Origin of the sequence: Bacteroides xylanisolvens XB1A (genome assembly GCF_000210075.1) — a bacterium.
Taxonomy (GTDB): domain Bacteria; phylum Bacteroidota; class Bacteroidia; order Bacteroidales; family Bacteroidaceae; genus Bacteroides; species Bacteroides xylanisolvens.
The window spans coordinates 5,270,452-5,290,150 of sequence record NC_021017.1; the positions used below are offsets into that span (position 1 = coordinate 5,270,452).

General features: G+C 42.7%; 22 protein-coding genes. 13 read left to right on the top strand and 9 right to left on the bottom strand.

Annotated elements, in window-relative coordinates:
* Positions 1–50: 50 nt before the first annotated feature.
* Positions 51–1,247, bottom strand: a complete 1,197-nt coding sequence (gene pstC, locus BXY_RS20580) for a phosphate ABC transporter permease subunit PstC (RefSeq protein WP_009041081.1) — start codon at positions 1,245–1,247, stop codon at positions 51–53.
* Positions 1,248–1,426: 179 nt separating this feature from the next.
* Here pstC and BXY_RS20585 point away from each other — a divergent pair, with 179 nt between their 5' ends.
* From BXY_RS20585 to BXY_RS20600, 4 genes are all read left to right on the top strand, one after another.
* Positions 1,427–2,239: a phosphate ABC transporter substrate-binding protein gene (locus tag BXY_RS20585; protein WP_015532857.1), complete on the top strand. Its 813-nt coding sequence runs from the start codon at positions 1,427–1,429 to the stop codon at positions 2,237–2,239.
* A gap of 48 nt (positions 2,240–2,287) precedes the next feature.
* The gene (locus BXY_RS20590; RefSeq protein WP_015532858.1) at positions 2,288–4,027 is read left to right on the top strand and encodes a glutamine--tRNA ligase/YqeY domain fusion protein; all 1,740 of its coding nucleotides are present in this window, start codon (positions 2,288–2,290) and stop codon (positions 4,025–4,027) included.
* Between the two features lie 99 nt (positions 4,028–4,126).
* A complete protein-coding gene (locus BXY_RS20595) occupies positions 4,127–5,578 on the top strand; it encodes a tetratricopeptide repeat protein (RefSeq protein WP_004317616.1) in 1,452 nt (483 codons plus the stop codon).
* A 31-nt stretch (positions 5,579–5,609) separates the two neighbouring features.
* Positions 5,610–6,254 (top strand): DedA family protein, encoded by a 645-nt coding sequence (locus BXY_RS20600; protein ID WP_009041083.1) that lies wholly within the window; start codon positions 5,610–5,612, stop codon positions 6,252–6,254.
* 78 nt (positions 6,255–6,332) lie between these two features.
* Here BXY_RS20600 and tpx read toward each other — a convergent pair whose 3' ends face one another.
* Positions 6,333–6,833 carry a thiol peroxidase gene (tpx, locus tag BXY_RS20605; RefSeq protein WP_004296650.1) on the bottom strand — a complete coding sequence of 167 codons (501 nt, stop codon included), beginning with the start codon at positions 6,831–6,833 and terminating at the stop codon, positions 6,333–6,335.
* 137 nt (positions 6,834–6,970) lie between these two features.
* Between tpx and BXY_RS20610 the strand changes: the two genes are divergently transcribed.
* From BXY_RS20610 to BXY_RS20625, 4 genes are all read left to right on the top strand, one after another.
* Positions 6,971–7,534 carry an HdeD family acid-resistance protein gene (locus tag BXY_RS20610; protein ID WP_004317609.1) on the top strand — a complete coding sequence of 188 codons (564 nt, stop codon included), beginning with the start codon at positions 6,971–6,973 and terminating at the stop codon, positions 7,532–7,534.
* Positions 7,535–7,617: 83 nt separating this feature from the next.
* Positions 7,618–8,097, top strand: a complete 480-nt coding sequence (locus tag BXY_RS20615) for a DUF4494 domain-containing protein (RefSeq protein ID WP_004296648.1) — start codon at positions 7,618–7,620, stop codon at positions 8,095–8,097.
* Positions 8,098–8,103: 6 nt separating this feature from the next.
* Entirely contained in the window at positions 8,104–8,772 is a 669-nt protein-coding gene (locus tag BXY_RS20620) for a YggS family pyridoxal phosphate-dependent enzyme (protein WP_015532859.1), read from the top strand.
* 25 nt (positions 8,773–8,797) lie between these two features.
* Positions 8,798–9,775, top strand: a complete 978-nt coding sequence (locus tag BXY_RS20625; protein ID WP_015532860.1) for a dihydroorotate dehydrogenase-like protein — start codon at positions 8,798–8,800, stop codon at positions 9,773–9,775.
* A gap of 95 nt (positions 9,776–9,870) precedes the next feature.
* On the opposite strand, the gene BXY_RS20630 is transcribed toward BXY_RS20625, so the two are convergent.
* Positions 9,871–11,196 (bottom strand): PhoH family protein, encoded by a 1,326-nt coding sequence (locus BXY_RS20630; RefSeq protein ID WP_015532861.1) that lies wholly within the window; start codon positions 11,194–11,196, stop codon positions 9,871–9,873.
* A 132-nt stretch (positions 11,197–11,328) separates the two neighbouring features.
* Between BXY_RS20630 and BXY_RS20635 the strand changes: the two genes are divergently transcribed.
* A complete protein-coding gene (locus BXY_RS20635; protein ID WP_151921587.1) occupies positions 11,329–12,819 on the top strand; it encodes a bifunctional folylpolyglutamate synthase/dihydrofolate synthase in 1,491 nt (496 codons plus the stop codon).
* Here the strand turns inward: BXY_RS20635 and BXY_RS20640 are convergent.
* The 4 genes from BXY_RS20640 to BXY_RS20655 all read right to left on the bottom strand — a co-directional run bounded on the left by BXY_RS20640 (position 12,787) and on the right by BXY_RS20655 (position 14,671).
* The gene (locus tag BXY_RS20640; protein ID WP_004327226.1) at positions 12,787–13,161 is read right to left on the bottom strand and encodes a RidA family protein; all 375 of its coding nucleotides are present in this window, start codon (positions 13,159–13,161) and stop codon (positions 12,787–12,789) included. The two genes, BXY_RS20635 and BXY_RS20640, sit on opposite strands and share 33 nt — an antisense overlap.
* A 79-nt stretch (positions 13,162–13,240) precedes the next feature.
* Positions 13,241–13,534 (bottom strand): RyR domain-containing protein, encoded by a 294-nt coding sequence (locus tag BXY_RS20645; protein ID WP_074708638.1) that lies wholly within the window; start codon positions 13,532–13,534, stop codon positions 13,241–13,243.
* Positions 13,535–13,667: 133 nt separating this feature from the next.
* Positions 13,668–14,174 carry a DUF805 domain-containing protein gene (locus BXY_RS20650; protein ID WP_008643365.1) on the bottom strand — a complete coding sequence of 169 codons (507 nt, stop codon included), beginning with the start codon at positions 14,172–14,174 and terminating at the stop codon, positions 13,668–13,670.
* 137 nt (positions 14,175–14,311) lie between these two features.
* Positions 14,312–14,671 carry a hypothetical protein gene (locus BXY_RS20655; RefSeq protein WP_015532864.1) on the bottom strand — a complete coding sequence of 120 codons (360 nt, stop codon included), beginning with the start codon at positions 14,669–14,671 and terminating at the stop codon, positions 14,312–14,314.
* Positions 14,672–14,824: 153 nt separating this feature from the next.
* Between BXY_RS20655 and BXY_RS20660 the strand changes: the two genes are divergently transcribed.
* From BXY_RS20660 to BXY_RS20675, 4 genes are all read left to right on the top strand, one after another.
* The gene (locus tag BXY_RS20660; protein WP_015532865.1) at positions 14,825–17,149 is read left to right on the top strand and encodes a DUF3987 domain-containing protein; all 2,325 of its coding nucleotides are present in this window, start codon (positions 14,825–14,827) and stop codon (positions 17,147–17,149) included.
* 258 nt (positions 17,150–17,407) lie between these two features.
* Positions 17,408–17,893: an HU family DNA-binding protein gene (locus tag BXY_RS20665; protein ID WP_008025406.1), complete on the top strand. Its 486-nt coding sequence runs from the start codon at positions 17,408–17,410 to the stop codon at positions 17,891–17,893.
* 74 nt (positions 17,894–17,967) lie between these two features.
* On the top strand, positions 17,968–18,066 hold the full coding sequence (locus BXY_RS20670; RefSeq protein ID WP_004303901.1) for a smalltalk protein: 99 nt from the start codon (positions 17,968–17,970) through the stop codon (positions 18,064–18,066).
* A gap of 16 nt (positions 18,067–18,082) precedes the next feature.
* Positions 18,083–18,526 (top strand): N-acetylmuramoyl-L-alanine amidase, encoded by a 444-nt coding sequence (locus tag BXY_RS20675; RefSeq protein ID WP_008025408.1) that lies wholly within the window; start codon positions 18,083–18,085, stop codon positions 18,524–18,526.
* A gap of 86 nt (positions 18,527–18,612) precedes the next feature.
* Here BXY_RS20675 and BXY_RS20680 read toward each other — a convergent pair whose 3' ends face one another.
* A complete protein-coding gene (locus tag BXY_RS20680) occupies positions 18,613–18,846 on the bottom strand; it encodes a DUF4248 domain-containing protein (RefSeq protein WP_008025410.1) in 234 nt (77 codons plus the stop codon).
* A 402-nt stretch (positions 18,847–19,248) separates the two neighbouring features.
* On the bottom strand, positions 19,249–19,699 hold a 451-nt coding region (locus BXY_RS20685), incomplete at its 5' end, for a WecB/TagA/CpsF family glycosyltransferase (protein ID WP_208946879.1).

Here is a 19,699-nt window from a genome sequence, read left to right on the forward strand (position 1 = left end):
CAACTTTCTGCGAACGGTGTTTAGCTTTATTATTACTCCGTATTTCCATCTTATTTGCTACGTTTTAATCCTTTAGAGGAAATATATTCCACACTAAAGTTGATAATCAATGTGATGAAGAACAGTACTACACCCAACAGGAACAACGCCTGATAGTGAGGTCCTCCCGCAGGAGCTTCTCCCAATTCGGCTGCAATCGTAGCCGGAATGGTACGCAAAGGCTCAAGGATCGTTGTCGGAATCACAGCCGCATTACCCGTCACCATCAATACTGCCATCGTCTCCCCGATAGCACGTCCGATACCGAGTACCACACCGGATGTAATCCCCGAAATAGAATAAGGAATCACTACCTTATATATCGTCTGCCATTGCGAAGCGCCCAATGCCAGACTCGCTTCCCGCATTGCACGCGGACAGTTGCGCATCGCGTCTTCCGTCACCGTTATAATAGTAGGCAATGCCATAATAGCCAGTACGATACTTCCCGCCAAGCCACTCTCTCCTACCGGAAGATCAAACAATTTCTGAATCAACGGAACAATGACAATTAATCCGAAAAAGCCATAAACAACGGAAGGAATACCACTCAACAGTTCGATAATCGGTTTTAGCCAGTTCCGCACTTTCGGATTTGCCACTTCAGACATATAAATAGAAACCGACAGCCCGAACGGCAAAGCAAAAAGGATGGCAAACAGGCTCACCCACAACGTCCCGGTAATCAACGGCAAAAAGCCGAATTGAGCAGCCGGAGTAGCCGTAGGAAACCATTCGGCACCCGCAAATACATCCTTTACGGAAATAGTGTTATCCTCAATGAAATGTACCGCGTCCGGATGAACAATAAATTTCTGCGGAACAAAAGCTACGATGCCGGGTGTTTTCTCTACCAGCTCCGTAATCTTATCGCCTGCATATTCATAAGCAGGTCCCAACTCCTCTTCCGTATAATGCTGCGTTATGTCCTCCAAACGAAAAACCCGGATAAGGAGATCTTCCCCACCGAGTTCCTTCCAGTTTGTAATCTCTTCGTCAAAAACATTTTTTATCTGTGCGGGGCTCAACACGCTAACCTTGTTGCTCTTATTCAGCGCCAACACATATCCCTCTTCAATCACTTTACTCTTGAACAGCCCGAAAGCTTCAGTGAAAAGGAAGAGTACAATCAGCAGAATAGTAATACTTGTCACAAAGCCGCTACAAGTCAACATTCCTTCTATAATCTTTTCAAATACCTTTTTCATATACCTGCTATGATTTCTGATGCAAAGAAAGCATCTCTTTATTAAGGAGGTGTGACTAATGTTTGAAGGAAATGTTTCAATCATGTTACGTTTGTGTTACAAGTATCATTTCCACTCCGGATGAAATGAAAATGTAATATCCGATTGCTTAATTTGCAACGTTAATAAAACGAAGAAATATGAAAGTGAGAAGAAACTTATTAATCGCCCTTTCCTTACTCTCGCTCGGTGCCAACGCACAACGTATTAAAGGTAGCGATACGGTACTGCCTGTCGCACAACAGACAGCAGAGCGGTTTATGAACCAGCATCCGGAGGCCCGTGTCACAGTGACCGGTGGCGGAACCGGTGTAGGTATCTCCGCTTTAATGGATCATACAACGGACATCGCAATGGCTTCACGCCCGATCAAGTTCAGCGAAAAGATGAAAATAAAAGGAGCCGGAGAAGAAGTAGACGAAGTGATTGTAGCCTACGATGCTCTTGCCGTGGTGGTGCATCCCTCCAATCCGGTAAAGCAGCTGACTCGCCAACAACTGGAAGACATTTTCCGGGGGAAGATAAACAACTGGAAACAGGTAGGCGGAGACGATCGCAAAATAGTGGTTTACTCGCGCGAAACATCGTCCGGTACTTACGAATTTTTCAAAGAGAGCGTACTGAAAAATAAAAACTACATGGCAAGCAGCCTTTCCATGCCGGCAACAGGTGCCATCATCCAGTCTGTCAGTCAAACCAAAGGAGCCATCGGATATGTCGGACTGGCATACGTATCTCCCCGTGTCAAAACGCTTTCCGTATCATACGACGGCACCCACTATGCCACGCCTACGGTAGAGAACGCCACCAATAAGACCTACCCCATCGTGCGCCCGCTTTATTACTACTACAATGTAAAAAATAAGGAACAAGTCTTCCCCCTGATTCAGTTTATTCTCTCGTCCGACGGACAGGACATTATAAAAAAGAGCGGTTATATTCCGGTTAAATAAAAAAAATGTCCTACTTTTGTAGCCTAAATACAGATAACATTAACCGTTATGACAGATATTAAAAACGAAGAAGCAGGCGAAAAGAAAAGCTTGAACTTTATTGAACAGGCAGTAGAGAAAGACTTGAAAGAAGGTAAAAATGGTGGAAAAGTGCAGACACGCTTCCCGCCCGAACCTAACGGTTACCTTCACATCGGCCATGCCAAAGCTATTTGCCTTGATTTCGGCATCGCAGAAAAACACGGCGGTGTATGTAACCTTCGTTTCGACGACACAAACCCGACCAAGGAAGATGTGGAATATGTAGAAGCTATCAAAGAAGATATTCAATGGTTGGGCTACCAGTGGGGAAACGAATACTACGCTTCCGACTACTTCCAACAATTATGGGACTTCGCTATCCGCCTGATCCAGGAGGGAAAAGCATATATTGACGAACAAAGCTCCGAACTAATCGCACAGCAAAAAGGTACTCCTACCCAACCGGGTGTGGAAAGCCCTTACCGCAACCGTCCTATCGAAGAAAGCCTCGAACTTTTTAAGAAAATGAATAGCGGCGAGATCGAAGAAGGTGCTATGGTGCTCCGTGCCAAGATTGACATGGCTAACCCGAATATGCACTTCCGCGATCCGATTATTTATCGTGTAGTGAAACACCCGCACCACCGTACAGGTACTACCTGGAAAGCTTATCCGATGTATGACTTCGCTCACGGACAGAGTGACTTCTTCGAAGGAGTAACTCACTCGCTGTGTACACTCGAATTTGTGGTACACCGTCCTCTTTATGACCTCTTCATCGACTGGCTGAAAGAAGGAAAAGACCTGAACGACAACCGTCCCCGTCAGACTGAATTCAACAAACTGAACCTAAGCTATACCCTGATGAGCAAACGTAACCTGCTCACACTGGTAAAAGAAGGATTGGTGAACGGATGGGACGACCCCCGTATGCCGACTATCTGCGGTTTCCGCCGTCGAGGTTATTCACCGGAATCTATTCATAAATTTATTGATAAAATCGGATATACCACATACGATGCCCTGAACGACATCGCCCTGTTGGAAAGCTCCGTTCGGGACGACCTGAACAGCCGTGCCACACGTGTATCGGCAGTGATCAATCCGGTTAAACTAATCATCACCAACTATCCGGAAGGACAGGTTGAAGAACTGGAAGCAATCAACAACCCGGAAGCCCCGGAAGCAGGAAGCCACTTGATCGAATTCAGCCGTGAACTGTGGATGGAACGTGAAGACTTCATGGAAGACGCTCCCAAGAAATATTTCCGCATGACACCGGGACAGGAAGTACGCCTCAAAAATGCCTATATCGTAAAATGCACCGGTTGTAAGAAAGACGAAAACGGCGTAATAACAGAGGTATATTGCGAATATGACGCTAATACCCGTAGCGGTATGCCGGACGCAAACCGTAAGGTGAAAGGCACGCTCCATTGGGTAAGCTGCAATCACTGCCTGCAAGCAGAAGTACGTTTGTACGACCGCCTGTGGAAAGTGGAAAACCCGCGCGACGAACTGGCTGCCATCCGCGAAGCTAAAAATTGCGAAGCACTGGAAGCCATGAAAGAAATCATCAATCCGGACTCATTGAAAGTTCTGCCCAACTGCTACATAGAGAAGTTCGCAGCTACCCTGCCTACACTCTCCTACCTGCAGTTCCAACGGATCGGTTACTTTAATATCGACAAAGAATCAACCCCGGAAAAACTGATTTTCAACCGCACAGTAGGGTTGAAAGATACGTGGGGGAAGATTAATAAATAACCTTTCACCACAGATTACACGGATTAACACAGATTTTTATTCTATATTTCTCTAATCTGTGTTAATCCGTGTAATCTGTGGTGAACAAAATTAATAAAAATGGGTAGAAAGAACTCACCATCAGCCAAAAAGCAACTAGCCACACTTATCACAAACTACGAAAAAGCAAAAGCAGAAAACCGACAACTTTATCTGGATGCTGACCAACTGGCCGACATCGCCGACTGGTATGCCTCCGAACGGAAATTTGAAGAAGCACAAGAAGTAATCACCTACGGACTTAAGATACATCCGGGAAATACAGCTTTACTCATCGAACAAGCCTATCTCTACCTGGACACCCAAAAACTGCAAAAAGCAAAGAAAGTAGCAGATTCCATCACCGAAGATTTTGACTCGGAAGTGAAACTGCTGAAAGCCGAACTATTGCTGAATGGAGGAAAACTGGAAGAAGCCCAATGGCTATTAAGTACGATAGCGGATGCCGACGAACTGGAAACAATCATTGATGTCGTATTTCTCTATCTGGACATGGGATACCCGGATGCAGCCAAAGAATGGCTCGACCGAGGTAAATCGCGTTATGCCGAAGATGAAGAATATATGGCCCTCACAGCCGATTATCTGGCATCGACCCACCAAGTAGAATCGGCCATCATCTATTACAACAAACTCATCGACAAATCCCCTTTCAACCCTTCCTACTGGATGGGACTGGTGAAATGTTACTTTGTTCAGGAACAAATAGACAAGGCCATCGAAGCCTGTGATTTTGCGTTGGCAGCCGACGATCAGTGTGGAGAAGCCTACGCTTATAAAGCGCATTGTTTTTTCTATCTGAACAATTCGGATGATGCCATCGAGAATTACCAAAAAGCGATCGAACTTAAATCCATCCCCCCTGAACTGGGTTATATGTTCATGGGAATATCCTACGGCAATAAAGAAGAATGGCAGAAAGCCGATGACTATTACGACAAAGTAATCGCACGTTTTGAAGAAGACGGAGACAGACAGTCTGTCCTATTAATAGACACATATACCAGCAAAGCCTTCGCCCTGTCTCATCTGGAAAGATATGAAGAAGCACATCAGCTCTGCGAGAAAGCCAAAGAGATAAACCCGAATGAAGGATTGATTTATCTGACAGAGGGAAAACTATATCTGGCAGAGGAGCTGGAAGACGAAGCAGCCTTGTCTTTCGAAAAAGCGATAGAGATTAACTCTAACATAGAAATGTGGTATATGATCGCCTCTGCTTATTCGGAAAGTGACTATCTGATAGAAGCCAAAGAATACTTTGAAAAAGCGTACCAGATGAATCCGAAATACGAAGATGTGACGGAGAAATTGAGTGTGCTTTGCCTCATGCACGGTGAAATCGACAACTTCTTTAAATACAACAAAGAATGTGAACATCCACTGGAAGAAGATATGATTCTGGATCTGTTAAATAGTCCCGAACATAGAGAGGAAGATGAAAGAACTCTCAAGGAAGTGTGGGAACGCATGAAAAAGGAGAATAAGAAAAAGAAGAAAGGAAAAAAATAAATCAGATTAATAAATTCTATCCTCAAAAAACATGGAATCAGTAGCAGAACTTCTTAAATGGGTATTAGAAAATTTGAACTATTGGGTAGTCACCATTTTTATGGCTATCGAAAGTTCTTTTATTCCCTTCCCCTCGGAAGCCGTAGTGCCACCTGCCGCATGGAAAGCTATGGCAGACGACAGTATGAATATCTTTCTCGTGGTCCTATTTGCCACCATAGGAGCAGATATCGGTGCATTAGTAAATTATTATCTGGCGCGTTGGCTGGGTCGTCCTATTGTCTATAAATTCGCCAACAGCCGTTTAGGGCACATGTGCCTTATTGACGAAGAAAAAGTACACCATGCAGAAGAATATTTCAGAAAGCACGGTGCAGCCTCCACTTTCTTTGGCCGTCTCATTCCGGCTGTACGCCAACTTATCAGTATTCCCGCAGGATTAGCCGGCATGAAATTAGGACCTTTCCTACTTTACACCACTCTCGGCGCTGCGATATGGAACAGTATATTGGCTCTACTCGGATACCTGATCTACCGGTTTACAGACCTCAAAACCACTAATGACGTCTATGTAATGGCAACCACATACAGCCACGAAATCGGCTATGTCATTATAGCAGTGGTGGTATTGGTCATCGGATTCCTAGCTTATAAGGGACTGAAGAAGAAAAAATAAGTATTAAGTATTAGCCGTATTCGTTTATTAGCTGCAACTAATAGTTAATACCTAATACTTAATACTCCATATTCTATATTACTTTACAGCAGCTAAGGCTTTATCATAGTCAGGCTCCTGGGTAATTTCAGGAACAAGTTCCGTATAAGCAATCTTGCCATCCTTGCCAATCACAACTACCGCACGAGCCAAAAGTCCCGCTAACGGACCATCTGCCATACGCACTCCGTAACTTTCGTCGAAATCAGAGAAGCGGAAATCAGACAATGGAATTACATTTTCAATACCTTCCGTTGTACAGAAACGACCGTGCGCAAAAGGAAGGTCTTTAGAGATAGCCAATACTACCGTATCTTTCAGTCCGGCAGCCATCTTATTAAACTTACGTACAGAGGTTGCACATACGCTGGTATCCAGACTGGGGAAAATATTTAAAATCACATTTTTACCATTTAAATCTTTCAGAGAGAAAGAAGATAAATCTGTTTTTACCAGCTCGAAGTCAGGAGCTACCTTACCTACTTGTATAAATTCACCGATTAGTTTCACCGGTTGTCCTTTGAAATTTGTTGTTGCCATAATGCATCTATATTTAAAATTTACTTTATATAGGAAACAACGATTCCCCCAAATATGTTCACGGAAAACCTTTTCTAAATTGAATTTGTTATTCCACAACGAAATCACCCTAGTATTCAATTTAAAATATAAAATGTATGGAAACTGTATTCAATGAGATTCAACATTCAGTAAAAAATTGGTGGACTTCTCTTCTTTTGGGAATCGTGTATATCATTGTAGCCCTTTGGCTCATGTTCTCACCCGTGAGCACCTATGTAGCTTTAAGTATCATTTTCAGCGTATCGATGTTGATAAGCGGTATTTTAGAAATTATCTTCGCTTTTAGCAACCGGAAAGGTGTCCCGAGCTGGGGATGGTATATCGTAGGCGGACTGATCGACCTTGTTCTGGGTATCTACCTGATTGCCTACCCAATGGTCAGCATGGAAGTCATTCCTTTTATCATAGCTTTCTGGCTTATGTTCCGCGGCTTCTCCTCCACCGGCTATTCCATCGACTTGAAACGTTACGGAACCCGCGACTGGGGCTGGTACATGGCTTTCGGTATCCTTGCCATTCTGTGTTCCCTTTTAATATTATGGCAACCCGCCATAGGAGCACTCTACGCAGTCTACATGATTTCTTTTACTTTCCTCATCATCGGACTTTTCCGTGTCATGCTTTCATTTGAACTAAAAAATCTACATAAAAGAAAATAAAAATCTTTCGGCACTTACTTTGGTATTTTGTTTATCTTTGTAGGCAATTTACATGAATCAATTAATTAAAAAGGAAGAAAATTATGGCAATGCATACATGGTTTGAGTGCAAGATCCGTTATGAGAAAGTAATGGAAAACGGAATGCAGAAGAAAGTAACTGAACCTTATCTTGTTGATGCACTCAGTTTTACAGAAGCAGAAGCACGGATTATCGAAGAAATGACTCCGTTTATCTCCGGAGAATTTACCGTTTCGGACATCAAACGTGCCAACTATAGCGAATTATTCCCCAGTGACGAAGAAAGTGCCGACCGCTGGTTCAAATGCAAACTTATTTTTATCACGCTCGATGAAAAAAGCGGTGCGGAAAAAAAGACTTCCACTCAAGTATTGGTACAAGCTGCCGACTTGCGTGATGCAGTGAAAAAGCTGGATGAAGGCATGAAAGGAACCATGGCAGATTATCAGATCGGTATGGTATCCGAAACTCCGCTCATGGATGTATATCCTTACAGCGCCGAACCGAATGACAAACCGGAATTTGATCCGTCAAAAGCATAAGTAACAATGAGTATTGCTGACAATTTAAAGCAAGTGCTGGCCGAACTCCCTCAAGGAGTCCGGCTGGTTGCTGTCTCAAAATTCCATCCCAATGAAGCGATAGAAGAAGCATATCAGGCGGGACAGCGTATTTTTGGAGAAAGCAAAGTGCAGGAAATGACAGCTAAATACGAAAGTTTGCCGAAAGATATCGAATGGCATTTTATCGGACACCTGCAAACGAATAAAATCAAATACATGATACCATACGTAGCGATGATTCATGGAATTGATAGTTATAAACTACTGGCCGAAGTCAACAAACAAGCTGTCAAGGCCGGACGTACTGTGAACTGCCTGTTGCAGATTCACGTTGCGCAGGAAGAAACCAAATTTGGTTTCAGTCCCGAAGAATGTAAAGAGATGCTGAATGTCGGAGAATGGAAAGAGCTGACTCATGTGCGCATCTGCGGATTAATGGGGATGGCCAGCAACACCGATTGTATTGAACAAATCAACCGGGAATTTTGTTCACTAAATAGACTCTTTAACGAGATAAAAACAACTTGGTTCACCCACTCTGATACCTTCCGCGAACTATCAATGGGAATGTCACATGACTATCACGAAGCCATTGCCGCAGGAAGTACGCTGGTACGAGTAGGAAGCAAGATTTTCGGAGAAAGAAATTATTGATATAAGTATTAAAAAACATATTGCTATGACCGATTTAAAAACTACTTTCGCAGGGCTTTCTCTTAGAAACCCTATCATCATCAGTAGCTCAGGGCTGACCAACAGTGTCGGCAAAAACAAAAAATTGGCCGAAGATGGTGCCGGTGCTATCGTTCTGAAATCACTGTTTGAGGAACAGATCATGCTGGAAGCAGATCAACTGAAAGACCCGGCTTTCTATCCCGAAGCCAGTGACTATCTGGAAGAATATATCCGTGAGCACAAGTTATCTGAATACCTGACTTTAATAAAAGAAAGCAAAAAGGTATGCCCCATTCCTATCATTGCCAGCATCAACTGCTACACTGATTCCGAATGGATCGACTTTGCAAAGAAAATTGAAGAGGCTGGTGCCGACGCATTGGAAATCAATATCCTCGCCTTGCAATCAGAACTGCAATATACATACGGTTCATTCGAACAACGCCACATCGACATTCTCCGCCGCATCAAGCAGACGGTTAACATTCCCGTTATCATGAAGCTGGGTGATAACCTGACCAACCCTGTAGTATTAATCGATCAGTTGTATGCCAACGGTGCAGCCGCAGTTGTTCTCTTCAACCGCTTCTATCAACCGGACATCAACATCGAAAAGATGGAGCATATGTCAGGAGAAATATTCAGTAATGCTTCCGACCTCGCCAATCCGCTCCGCTGGATTGGAATTGCATCTGCAGTGGTAGATAAGATCGACTATGCGGCTTCCGGTGGTGTTGCCAATGCTGAATCAGTAGTGAAAGCGATCCTTGCCGGTGCTTCAGCCGTAGAAGTATGTAGCGCAGTCTATCTGAATACAAACGCATTTATTGGAGAAGCCAACCGCTTCCTCTCTGCATGGATGGAACGCAAAGGATTCGAAAATATAGCTCAATTCAAAGGCAAACTGAATATCAAAGATATTAAAGGCGTCAATACATTTGAACGTACACAGTTCCTTAAATATTTCGGAAAGAAAGAATAAGGCAAATGCAGAATGAAAAATGAAGAATGAAGAATAAGCTGCGCTATTATGCTGCATAGTAAATTCTTCATTCTTCATTTTTCATTCTTCATTTCCTACAGCAGGTTGCTTGCCAGTTCACTCAATTCACTTCGTTCACCTTTCAGCAAATTGACGTGTGCAAAGATATTCTGGTCTTTCATACGATCAATCATATATACCAAGCCATTGGACTGACTATCCAGATAAGGTTGGTCAATCTGCTGGATATCTCCCGTAAATACCATCTTCGTACCTTCGCCTGCACGGGTGATGATTGTCTTTATTTCATTTGGGGTCAGATTCTGCGCTTCGTCAATGATGCAATACATTTCGCTCAAACTACGACCACGGATAAAGGCCAAAGCTTCAATCACCAGCTGTTCGCTTTTCTGCATATCTTCTATGCGCTTCACTTCGGTAGAGTTTGCTGCAAACTGACGTTTTATCACGTTCAGATTGTCAAATAATGGTTGCATATAAGGAGCTACTTTCTCTTGTGCATCTCCCGGAAGGAAACCTATGTCTTTATTAGAAAGCGCTACAACAGGACGTGCCAGCAAAATCTGTTTGTAATCGGTCAGTTTACCCAACGCAGCAGCCAAAGCCAGCAAAGTCTTACCTGTTCCTGCTTTTCCTGTCAGAGCTACCAGTTTGATATTCGGATCATTCAGGATCTCAAAAGCAAAACTCTGTTCCGCATTCCGGGGTTCGATTCCATAATTCTTACCCTTCATCACGCGGATAATAGAATGGGTAAAAGGATTATAGCGTGCCAATACACTATTCCGGTCACTCTTCAACACAAAACATTCATTGGGATGAACCAAATCTTTAAAGTCGAATTCACTCAAGTCAATACCTTCTTTGGAAGAATAAATGCGGTCGATCAATGCAGGATCTACATTTTCGAAAATCTCATTCGACTTCTCGAATACATCTACATTGACCACCTTATCCGTAATATAATCCTCGCAAAGCAATCCGATAGAACGGGCTTTCATGCGCAGATTCACATCTTTGGTCACTAAGATAGATTTCATTTTCGGATACTTGCCGGTCAGGTATTCGGTTGCCGCCAAAATCAAATGGTCGGGTTTCTTTATAGGAAACGATTCCCACACTTTGGTAGCCGGCACATTGCTCGTCACCACAAACAGACGTCCCAATCCTTCGCCAAGCTTCACTCCTTCGGAGAAAAGCTCGTCGCTAGTCAATACATCCAATTCGCGTACGAACTCACGAGCATTGAAATTAATCTGCTCGTTTCCTTTTTTGAACTTATCCAGTTCTTCGAGTACAACAAGAGGGAGGTAAATATCATTTTCCTGAAAATTCTTCAAGCAATTGTAATCGTGAAGAATAACATTTGTGTCTAACACAAAATTTTTCTTAGTTCCCATGATTTCTTAGATTTAAATGTTGATATTTGCAATCTCATTCGCCAATCCCCGCATTTACGGTTAGATTGACGGTTCTAAAGATAAACAAATTAGCGGGCAATAAAGATTGCCCGAAGTTAAATATTATAAAACATGGACTATCAGAACACTTTAAAGTACTTATATGAGAGTGCGCCAATGTTTCAACAAATAGGAAGCAAAGCATATAAGCCAGGTTTAGAGACTACTCATCGATTAGACGAACATTTCGGGCATCCCCATCAACAATTCAAAACGATACATATCGCCGGAACCAATGGAAAAGGTTCCTGCTCACATACTATCGCAGCCGTATTGCAGTGCGCCGGTTACCGGGTAGGACTATTCACCTCCCCTCATTTAATCGACTTCCGCGAACGTATCCGTATCAACGGTGAGATGATACCAGAAGAGTATGTAGTCAATTTCGTAGAAGAGCATCGCTCTTTCTTCGAGCCGCTGCATCCTTCATTCTTCGAACTGACCACCGCTATGGCATTCCGTTATTTTGCCGACCAGAAAGTAGATGTAGCAGTTATCGAAGTAGGCATGGGCGGAAGATTGGACTGTACGAATATCATCCATCCGGATTTGTGTGTTATCACCAACATAGGCCTCGACCACACCCAATATCTGGGTGACACGCTGACGAAGATTGCCAAAGAGAAAGCCGGAATTATCAAAGAAGGAGTTCCAGTCGTTATCGGCAGAGCCCAAGGGGCGGTGAAACGTGTATTTACCATGAAAGCTAAAGAAAAGAATGCGCCCATCGAATATGCCCGTGAAAATACCCGATACTGGGACATGGAAATAGTTCCTTATTCGAAATTGCAAGAAATAAGACCGATGATGGACAACACAATTCAGAGCATGCACGAAATGATCGAAGCAATGGACGAACAATCAGAAGAAGAGGCAAATCAGATGCGGCAAGCATTACTCATGTTAGATCTGCCAGACAGTCTACGTGCGCTAGACCGGATACTCGACAAAAGAAAAGATGCTATCAAAATCCACAATGAGATGTTTCCTTTCGGACTTTTCACAGAGTTGAGCGGAGCTTACCAATTCGAAAATATGTTCACCATCCTAAAAGCCCTTGCGACACTGACCCGTCTGAACTACAACATCAGATCCCAGGACTATCGCGCAGGTCTTGCAAACGTATGTCAGCTCACCGGTCTGATGGGGCGTTGGCAGAAAGTACACAGCTATCCGGATATTATCTGTGACACGGGACATAATGTTGATGGAATCGAATATATCCATGTACAGCTCAATGCCATTCACAAAACTTTCGATCAGGAGATCCATTTTGTATTCGGCATGGTCAATGACAAAGACATCCGGGGAGTTCTGCGAGCATTGCCGAAATATGCCACCTATTATTTTACCAAAGCAAGCGTGAAACGTGCACTTCCGGAAAATGAACTATTGGCATTGGCAGAAGAAGCCGGATTGAAAGGTACCACCTACCCCACTGTTGTAGAAGCTGTACAGGCGGCAAAAAAGAACTGCCCCCCAAAAGATCTGATCTTTGTAGGAGGCAGCAGTTTCATTGTCGCAGATTTGTTAGCGAACCGCGATACACTCAATCTCTACTAACGCATCCTTGGGCAGAGCTTTTACGGCAACCGCCGAACGTGCCGGAAAAGCTCCGTCAAAATACGTGGCATACACGCCATTCATCCCTGCAAACAGGGACATATCCTGAAGAAATACTGTGGTTTTGACAATGTTTCCCATTGTCAATCCTGCTTCTTCAAGAATGTGTTTGATATTCTCCAACGACTGGCGAGCCTGTCCTTCTATCCCTTCAGCCATCTGTCCCGTAGCGGCATCAATAGGTAACTGACCGGACACAAATACCATACCATTAGCTTCTATCGCCTGACTATAAGGGCCGATAGCCCCCGGAGCTTTCTCACTGCAAATTACTTTTTTCATATCTGTTTCTTTTTCTGTTTATAATGGATTTCAAAGATAAAAATAAATTCTGAATAAGGTTGTTGCCATCATTCATCATCTATTTTTCATCCTTCGAAATCTTAAACCCCAGTTTCATTATCAGTTTCAAGGTTTCCACTGAAGAATTTCTGTCATATACCTTTTCTTCTTCAGGCAATTCTTCATACGGAATCAGGCACGGATGCTGTTTCAATGCATCATCCCGCTTTTCGCCATACGTCCAACCTTGTTCTATTCTGGTTTTCGACCAGACCTCATGAACATTCTTAGCCATTTCTTCTACCAGGTATTCCAATTCCTTCGGGAGTTGGATGTGTCCTGTATCCACCGGATTGGGAATATACTCTTTCATCTTACAAATCATTATTTATTATGTTACACTTACAAATTTAGACAAAATATTGAATAACAAACAGGTTAATAACAAAAAAACCTCCTGCAAAACGAATTTCGCAGGAGGCTCTATTATTTCTTCTTTAATAAGATTATTCAGCCTTTTCTTTATCTTCTTCTACAGGGGCTTCCGCAGGTGCAGGAGCAGCTTCTACCGGCTTGTCAACTTTTACATCTTCTCTTGAAACATTTACAGTCACGTTTACAGAAGCAGGTTGTGCCTGATACGGCATACGGTTTTTCGGATCTGCACCATAAGGATTAGGACCTACCGTGCCATCTGCAAACAGCATGTACAATGCAAAAATCCAACCAACAATAGGCACACAGCACAACAAAATCAGCCAACCGGATTTATTTAAGTCGTGCAGACGTTTCACCCCCTGTGCCAGAGAGAACCAAACAGATGCAATCATAGCAGCAAGACCGATCAATAAACCAAATACTGATCCCCCGGCCGATCCGCTGGCAGCACCCAAAACAAATGTACCTACGCCTAGTGCCCATGCAATACTAGAAACGACACCACCGATAATGCCTGACAGGAAATATTCGATTCTACGAATACGACCGTCAAATGAGAAAGGAGCTTTGAACATAATTTATTAAGTTTATATGAATAAATAAGTGAGTTTTTATCCGTGTTTCTCAATATGAAAGCAAAGATATAAAAAAAATTAAATAAAGAAAGGATTCAGGCAAAAAGATTGAAAAAATGCCCTATTTTCTGTAGAAATCACAATTTCACCCCATCCCATTGCATCACTACCACCCACTCTCTCGGTTGGCAAATCCCATGAAAACGGTGCGGAACCGTAGCAACCACCAAATCACAATTGGAAGCTAATACGGTTCTTAACTCCTTCAGCAACATATCCATCCGGATGATTAAATGAAGATACTCCGTCATACACCGGATCACGCGCACATACTGATAAATACACATATCCTCTCCCCGTCTTATCTCACTCAGTGTTTTGGGAGAGATATCAAGTTCGCTCGTAAAAAAACTGTTACTGAAAATACGATCCATATCCATTAAAGCCAATACCAAATTGCTCAAAAACTCGTATGGTTCCTGTTTTTCTTTTGCCATGCCATTCTATGATTAATAATTTATAATATTTCAGTTTTTATTTGCTTTATCAAGTACTATTCACATAGGGAAGCAACCCTATTTTTAATATCCCGACCTTTGTTCCCGTTATCTGATAGTCAGGTAACTCAATCTTACAAAAAACAATTTTATATGAAAGCCTTAGAAGAAATCAAAGTCTCGGTTTACGAGAACGTGTATTCAAAAAAGCCCAAAGTCATGTCTTTCCTTGAAGTCATCATTATGTGTATTCACCCGGTCTATGCTTCTATCGTAAACGCTATCCGCCGATACTATGCAGAAGGAGACCATGCCGCGGCACAGAAGTTGAAGAGCCAGCTCCCCTGTTTCACTCCGGCAGGTACTTTTGACGGAGCACATGCCATCAAAAACTTCCTCCTCCCCAGCCATATTGTCGGGCTCGATTACGATCATGTAAAAGATCGTCTTCAAGTCATCCAACGTTGTGCGGCAGATCCTCACACGGTAGCGGCCATAGAAAGTCCTACCGACGGAGTGAAAGTTTTCGCCTATGTGGAAGGTATCGAAAACCGCCATCATGAAGGGCAGCAATTAGTGAGCCGTTACTACAATCAATTGCTGGGATTGGAGAGTGATCCGGCCTGCAAGGACGAAAGTCGCCTATGTTATTTCAGTTATTCGCCCAATGGATATGTTGCCGGTCTTTATCAGGCATTTGTGTTGGAACCACATCTAAAAGAGGAAACAAACGCTTCCTCTGAAAATAAAGTGCTTCCTCCCTTTCCTCTTCAGGATAATACCCCGGGAAACGTGTCTGAAGCAGAAATCGCCCAATTTATTTCGTCCTATATTTTCCTCCATCCCCTGACAGCCGGACAACGTCATTCCAACGTCTTTAAACTTGCCTGCGAAGCCTCCCGCCGACACTATCCGCAAGAAAGCATATTACGTGAGCTTACTGCATTTTTCGAGCATACAGATTTTCGTCCCGAAGAATTGACAAGTGTTTTATCATCTGGATACAAGCAAGTTAACGAGCACGCACCTGCTTCCTCTACAGCCACCTCTTCTTCCTTTCAAAAGGACATAAGGACAAAAATCCCCTATGGTACTTTAGAAAACTCCGATAGCACCGAAGAAGCCTATTGGCTGGGAGAAGAATTCAGGAAAGGAACACCCTTATTCCCACGCGATTTGTACAATAATCTTCCCGATCTACTGAATGACTGTATCATTGAAGACGCAAGCGACCGCGAACAAGACATCTCCCTCCTTTCCGATCTTACCGCACTAAGTGCGGCACTTCCACAAACTTTCGGAATTTATAACCACAAAAAATATTCCCCCCATTTGTTCAGTGTCATATTTTCTTCTGCCGGCAGCGGTAAAAGCATTGCCCAAACCGGACGCTATCTATTGGAAGAAATACAGACTGAAATACTGTCTACCAGTGAATCCATGTTAAAAAACTACCATACAGCGCACAATACCTGGCAAGCAGAATGTCAGCGGAAAAGGAAAAAAGGAGAAACGTGTTCCGAAGAGCCTCAAAGACCTCCTTTTAAAATGTTATTCATTCCCGCCACTACCAGTTACACCCGTATGCAAATTCAGATGCAGGACAACGGTTCGCAAGGAAGTATCATTTTCGATACGGAAGCCCAAACGCTCTCCACGGCCAATCACCTGGATTGTGGTAACTTCGATGATATGCTCCGCAAAGCTTTTGAGCACGAAAACATTGATTCTTCCTATAAAGCCAACGGTATCATCCCAATCTATATCCGTTATCCCAAATTAGCTTTGCTTCTAACGGGCACTCCCGGACAGATAGACTGTTTGTTAAACAGTTATGGGAACGGACTTCCCAGCCGTATTCTGGCTTACACTTTCCGTGAAGCTCCCCACTGGAAAGAGATGGGTGATGATTGTATTTCATTGGAAGACTCTTTCAAGCCGATTGCCCATCGTGTCTACGAACTATATAATTTCTGCCTGGCGCATCCTGTTTTATTTCATTTCACCCGTCCGCAATGGAACCGTCTGAATGAGATTTTCTCACGTATGCTGTCCGAGGTAGCGATGGAGGGCAATGATGACCTCCAAGCCGTAGTGAAGCGCTATGCTTTTCTGGTGATGCGTATCAGCATGATTCAGACCCGCATCCGGCAATTTGAGGCAACCGATCTCTCCTCCGAAATTTATTGTATAGATGCCGATTTCGAACGATCTCTTCAAATCGTTCTATGTTGTTACGAGCACAGCCGTCTGTTACACTCATCCATGCCGGCTCCTGCGGTCCGTCCTCTGAAGAATCCGGACATTATTCGTAATTTCGTCAATGAGTTGCCTGATAACTTCACTACAGATGAAGCAATTCAGATTGGCGCAAAATACGATTTCAACCTTCGTAAGGTTACACGTCTTCTAAAATCACTTAACGGAATAAAAATCAGCAAGGTATCTCATGGTTCTTATACTAAGATGAATAAATAACAGTCATAGGTGTCTTTTTGTCCTTTTGTCCTTTTGGAGAATCGGAAAAACATCGGGAGATTTGAAAAAAACATCTCAATAATTGAAATCAAACATTGGGAAGTTTCGATACAAATCTCCCAATGTTTTTTCTTTTTATCTATGCGCCCGTGTACGTCACTATGCGTCATGTCACTTTTCCAATGTATTACTTTTGTCATGTAATCGATTACAAGAGAATTAAACAATTAAAAATTAGAAATTAAAAATTAAAAGTTTATGGCACAGAATTACACTCTCATGGCTCGCAAGAACCTGTTGAAACCTGATGAAACTCCGAAGTACTATGCAGTGGCACGTAGCGGTCGCAAAGTAACGGTCAAGGAAGTCTGCAAACGAATCACCGAACGTTCTTCTTACTCCAAAGGAGAATTGGAAGGTTGTATCGGTGAGTTCCTGCTCGAAATCGTCAATGTACTGGAGGAAGGAAACATCGTGCAGATGGGTGACCTGGGCAATTTCCGCATGAGTATCAAAACGGGTACTCCTACTGATACGGTAAAAGAATTCAAGGCATCGTGTATCGATAAGGGCAAAGTGCTTTTTTATCCGGGAAGTGATCTTCGCAAACTGTGTAAGACGCTGGATTATACATTGTATAAAAGTGATTCTTCCGCAGATTCGGATAAAGATCCACTGCCTGATGATGGTGACGACAATCAAGGAGGCTCCGGCAGCGGAGAAGCTCCGGATCCGGCGGCATAATCAACCGGTTGTTGATTGGTTCTTGAGTTTATAGTTTATAATGCATGAGTATCTATTCTTTAATTTAAATTCGTATGAAAAAGCAACTTTGGAAAAACATTCTCCAGTTTATCGTGACTATCGCGACTTCTATCATCTCGGCTATCGGTGTAACGTCCTGTGTGGGACATTAATCTCCTGCTGACCGATATGGAAAATTCAGAAGAAAGCTATCTCCCACGTGAGATTAAGTTGTTGGTGATTCATTGCAGCGCAACGCGCTGCAATGTTCCCTTCACCGTAGAGCAGCTTCGACAATGTCATCTGCAACGAGGTTTCAAGGATATAGGTTATCATTTTTACATCACCCGCAATGGGGAACTTCACCATTGCCGGCCGGTATCGGAACCGGGAGCGCATGTGAGAGGATTCAACCGACACAGTATTGGAATCTGCTATGAAGGTGGACTGGATGAAGAAGGCCGTCCGGCAGATACGAGAACACAGGCGCAGCGTTTTGCGTTGCTTGACTTGTTGACAATTCTCAAACATCAGTATCCGGAAGCGCAAATCATGGGGCATTATCAACTTAGTGCTTCGATTCATAAAGCTTGTCCCTGTTTTGACAGTCGCAAGGAGTATATGGATATATAAAAAGAACTACGGGAGCTGGCGAAAGTGCAGTCTCCCGTAGTTCTTTTTTATGTTTATATCATTTAGAGATTCAATTATTACAGCATTTATAGCTCTCCCGGCTTTCCTAAATAATAGGTAATAAGCCGTACCTCTCTCACAGAAAATGCCTTTGTCTTCGGATGAAAGTCGGTAGACAGTATCTCATTCATCAATGGCTTGCATCTCCTCATCCACCTTCGGAGTTTATTGACCGAAGCACGAATCGTCAAATCAGGAAAATACATCTGCGCCAACTCTTGTTTATTATAACATTTCACTACAAATTCTGAATGTTCCATCGTTTCTTTATTACTGTTTTATATGCTATAAAGTTACAAAAATTAGAACATATAAACAAAGAAAGAAGAGGCTATTATCCGGTATAATGGGAATAAAAAGAAATATCAACGATCTTCACAGACAGTTGATATAGTGGGAAATTCACATCGGCTTTAACCTCCGATGTCAGGGCGTAGATTAGAAATGCGCCGTCGCGCTATTTCTAATCCACAATGTAGGAGAATCATGCTTTTTACAGCATGAAGCTAGGGACCTACATTTTTTTCATCTCACATACGAAACACTCACGTGTTTATTACATCTCAACATTTTCAACATTTATTTTATACCACAATTATTTTCATGAATATTAATTATATAATCCAACGCTTCAACTCTTAGCAGTTTATTTATTTCCTCTATTATAGACGCCCCCCATAATAAGCACACAAAAACTGCCAATATACAACTTGACGTTTATATCGACTCGGATGAGTAATGAAACGATAGAACCACTCCATCCCTATATTTTGAATCCATCTTGGAGCACGACTTACTTTGTTAGTAAAAACATCAAAACTACCTCCCAAATTCAAATAAGTAGCAGTATGAATTCTATATAATTCATACATCAACAATTCTTGTATTGGGAATCCCATTGCCACGAAAACAAAATCCGGCTTCTTTTCCTTCACATCGACCAATAAAGCCTCTTTTTCTGAAGTTTCCTTGATAAAGCCATTACGATATCCTACAATATTAATATCCGGATAAAGTTCTTTCAATTTCTTAACTGTGGCACAAATAGTATCCTCCGTACTTCCAATTAAATAAAATGTTTTCAAAGAGTGATACCTTTTTACTAGTTCCAAC

Bases quoted from the DNA above. Each gene is read 5' to 3' on its own strand.
- pstC (WP_009041081.1), bottom strand. From the start codon at position 1,247: ATGAAAAAGGTATTTGAAAAGATTATAGAAGGAATGTTGACTTGTAGC.
- BXY_RS20585 (WP_015532857.1), top strand. From the start codon at position 1,427: ATGAAAGTGAGAAGAAACTTATTAATCGCCCTTTCCTTACTCTCGCTC.
- BXY_RS20590 (WP_015532858.1), top strand. From the start codon at position 2,288: ATGACAGATATTAAAAACGAAGAAGCAGGCGAAAAGAAAAGCTTGAAC.
- BXY_RS20595 (WP_004317616.1), top strand. From the start codon at position 4,127: ATGGGTAGAAAGAACTCACCATCAGCCAAAAAGCAACTAGCCACACTT.
- BXY_RS20600 (WP_009041083.1), top strand. From the start codon at position 5,610: ATGGAATCAGTAGCAGAACTTCTTAAATGGGTATTAGAAAATTTGAAC.
- tpx (WP_004296650.1), bottom strand. From the start codon at position 6,833: ATGGCAACAACAAATTTCAAAGGACAACCGGTGAAACTAATCGGTGAA.
- BXY_RS20610 (WP_004317609.1), top strand. From the start codon at position 6,971: ATGGAAACTGTATTCAATGAGATTCAACATTCAGTAAAAAATTGGTGG.
- BXY_RS20615 (WP_004296648.1), top strand. From the start codon at position 7,618: ATGGCAATGCATACATGGTTTGAGTGCAAGATCCGTTATGAGAAAGTA.
- BXY_RS20620 (WP_015532859.1), top strand. From the start codon at position 8,104: ATGAGTATTGCTGACAATTTAAAGCAAGTGCTGGCCGAACTCCCTCAA.
- BXY_RS20625 (WP_015532860.1), top strand. From the start codon at position 8,798: ATGACCGATTTAAAAACTACTTTCGCAGGGCTTTCTCTTAGAAACCCT.
- BXY_RS20630 (WP_015532861.1), bottom strand. From the start codon at position 11,196: ATGGGAACTAAGAAAAATTTTGTGTTAGACACAAATGTTATTCTTCAC.
- BXY_RS20635 (WP_151921587.1), top strand. From the start codon at position 11,329: ATGGACTATCAGAACACTTTAAAGTACTTATATGAGAGTGCGCCAATG.
- BXY_RS20640 (WP_004327226.1), bottom strand. From the start codon at position 13,161: ATGAAAAAAGTAATTTGCAGTGAGAAAGCTCCGGGGGCTATCGGCCCT.
- BXY_RS20645 (WP_074708638.1), bottom strand. From the start codon at position 13,534: ATGAAAGAGTATATTCCCAATCCGGTGGATACAGGACACATCCAACTC.
- BXY_RS20650 (WP_008643365.1), bottom strand. From the start codon at position 14,174: ATGTTCAAAGCTCCTTTCTCATTTGACGGTCGTATTCGTAGAATCGAA.
- BXY_RS20655 (WP_015532864.1), bottom strand. From the start codon at position 14,671: ATGGCAAAAGAAAAACAGGAACCATACGAGTTTTTGAGCAATTTGGTA.
- BXY_RS20660 (WP_015532865.1), top strand. From the start codon at position 14,825: ATGAAAGCCTTAGAAGAAATCAAAGTCTCGGTTTACGAGAACGTGTAT.
- BXY_RS20665 (WP_008025406.1), top strand. From the start codon at position 17,408: ATGGCACAGAATTACACTCTCATGGCTCGCAAGAACCTGTTGAAACCT.
- BXY_RS20670 (WP_004303901.1), top strand. From the start codon at position 17,968: ATGAAAAAGCAACTTTGGAAAAACATTCTCCAGTTTATCGTGACTATC.
- BXY_RS20675 (WP_008025408.1), top strand. From the start codon at position 18,083: ATGGAAAATTCAGAAGAAAGCTATCTCCCACGTGAGATTAAGTTGTTG.
- BXY_RS20680 (WP_008025410.1), bottom strand. From the start codon at position 18,846: ATGGAACATTCAGAATTTGTAGTGAAATGTTATAATAAACAAGAGTTG.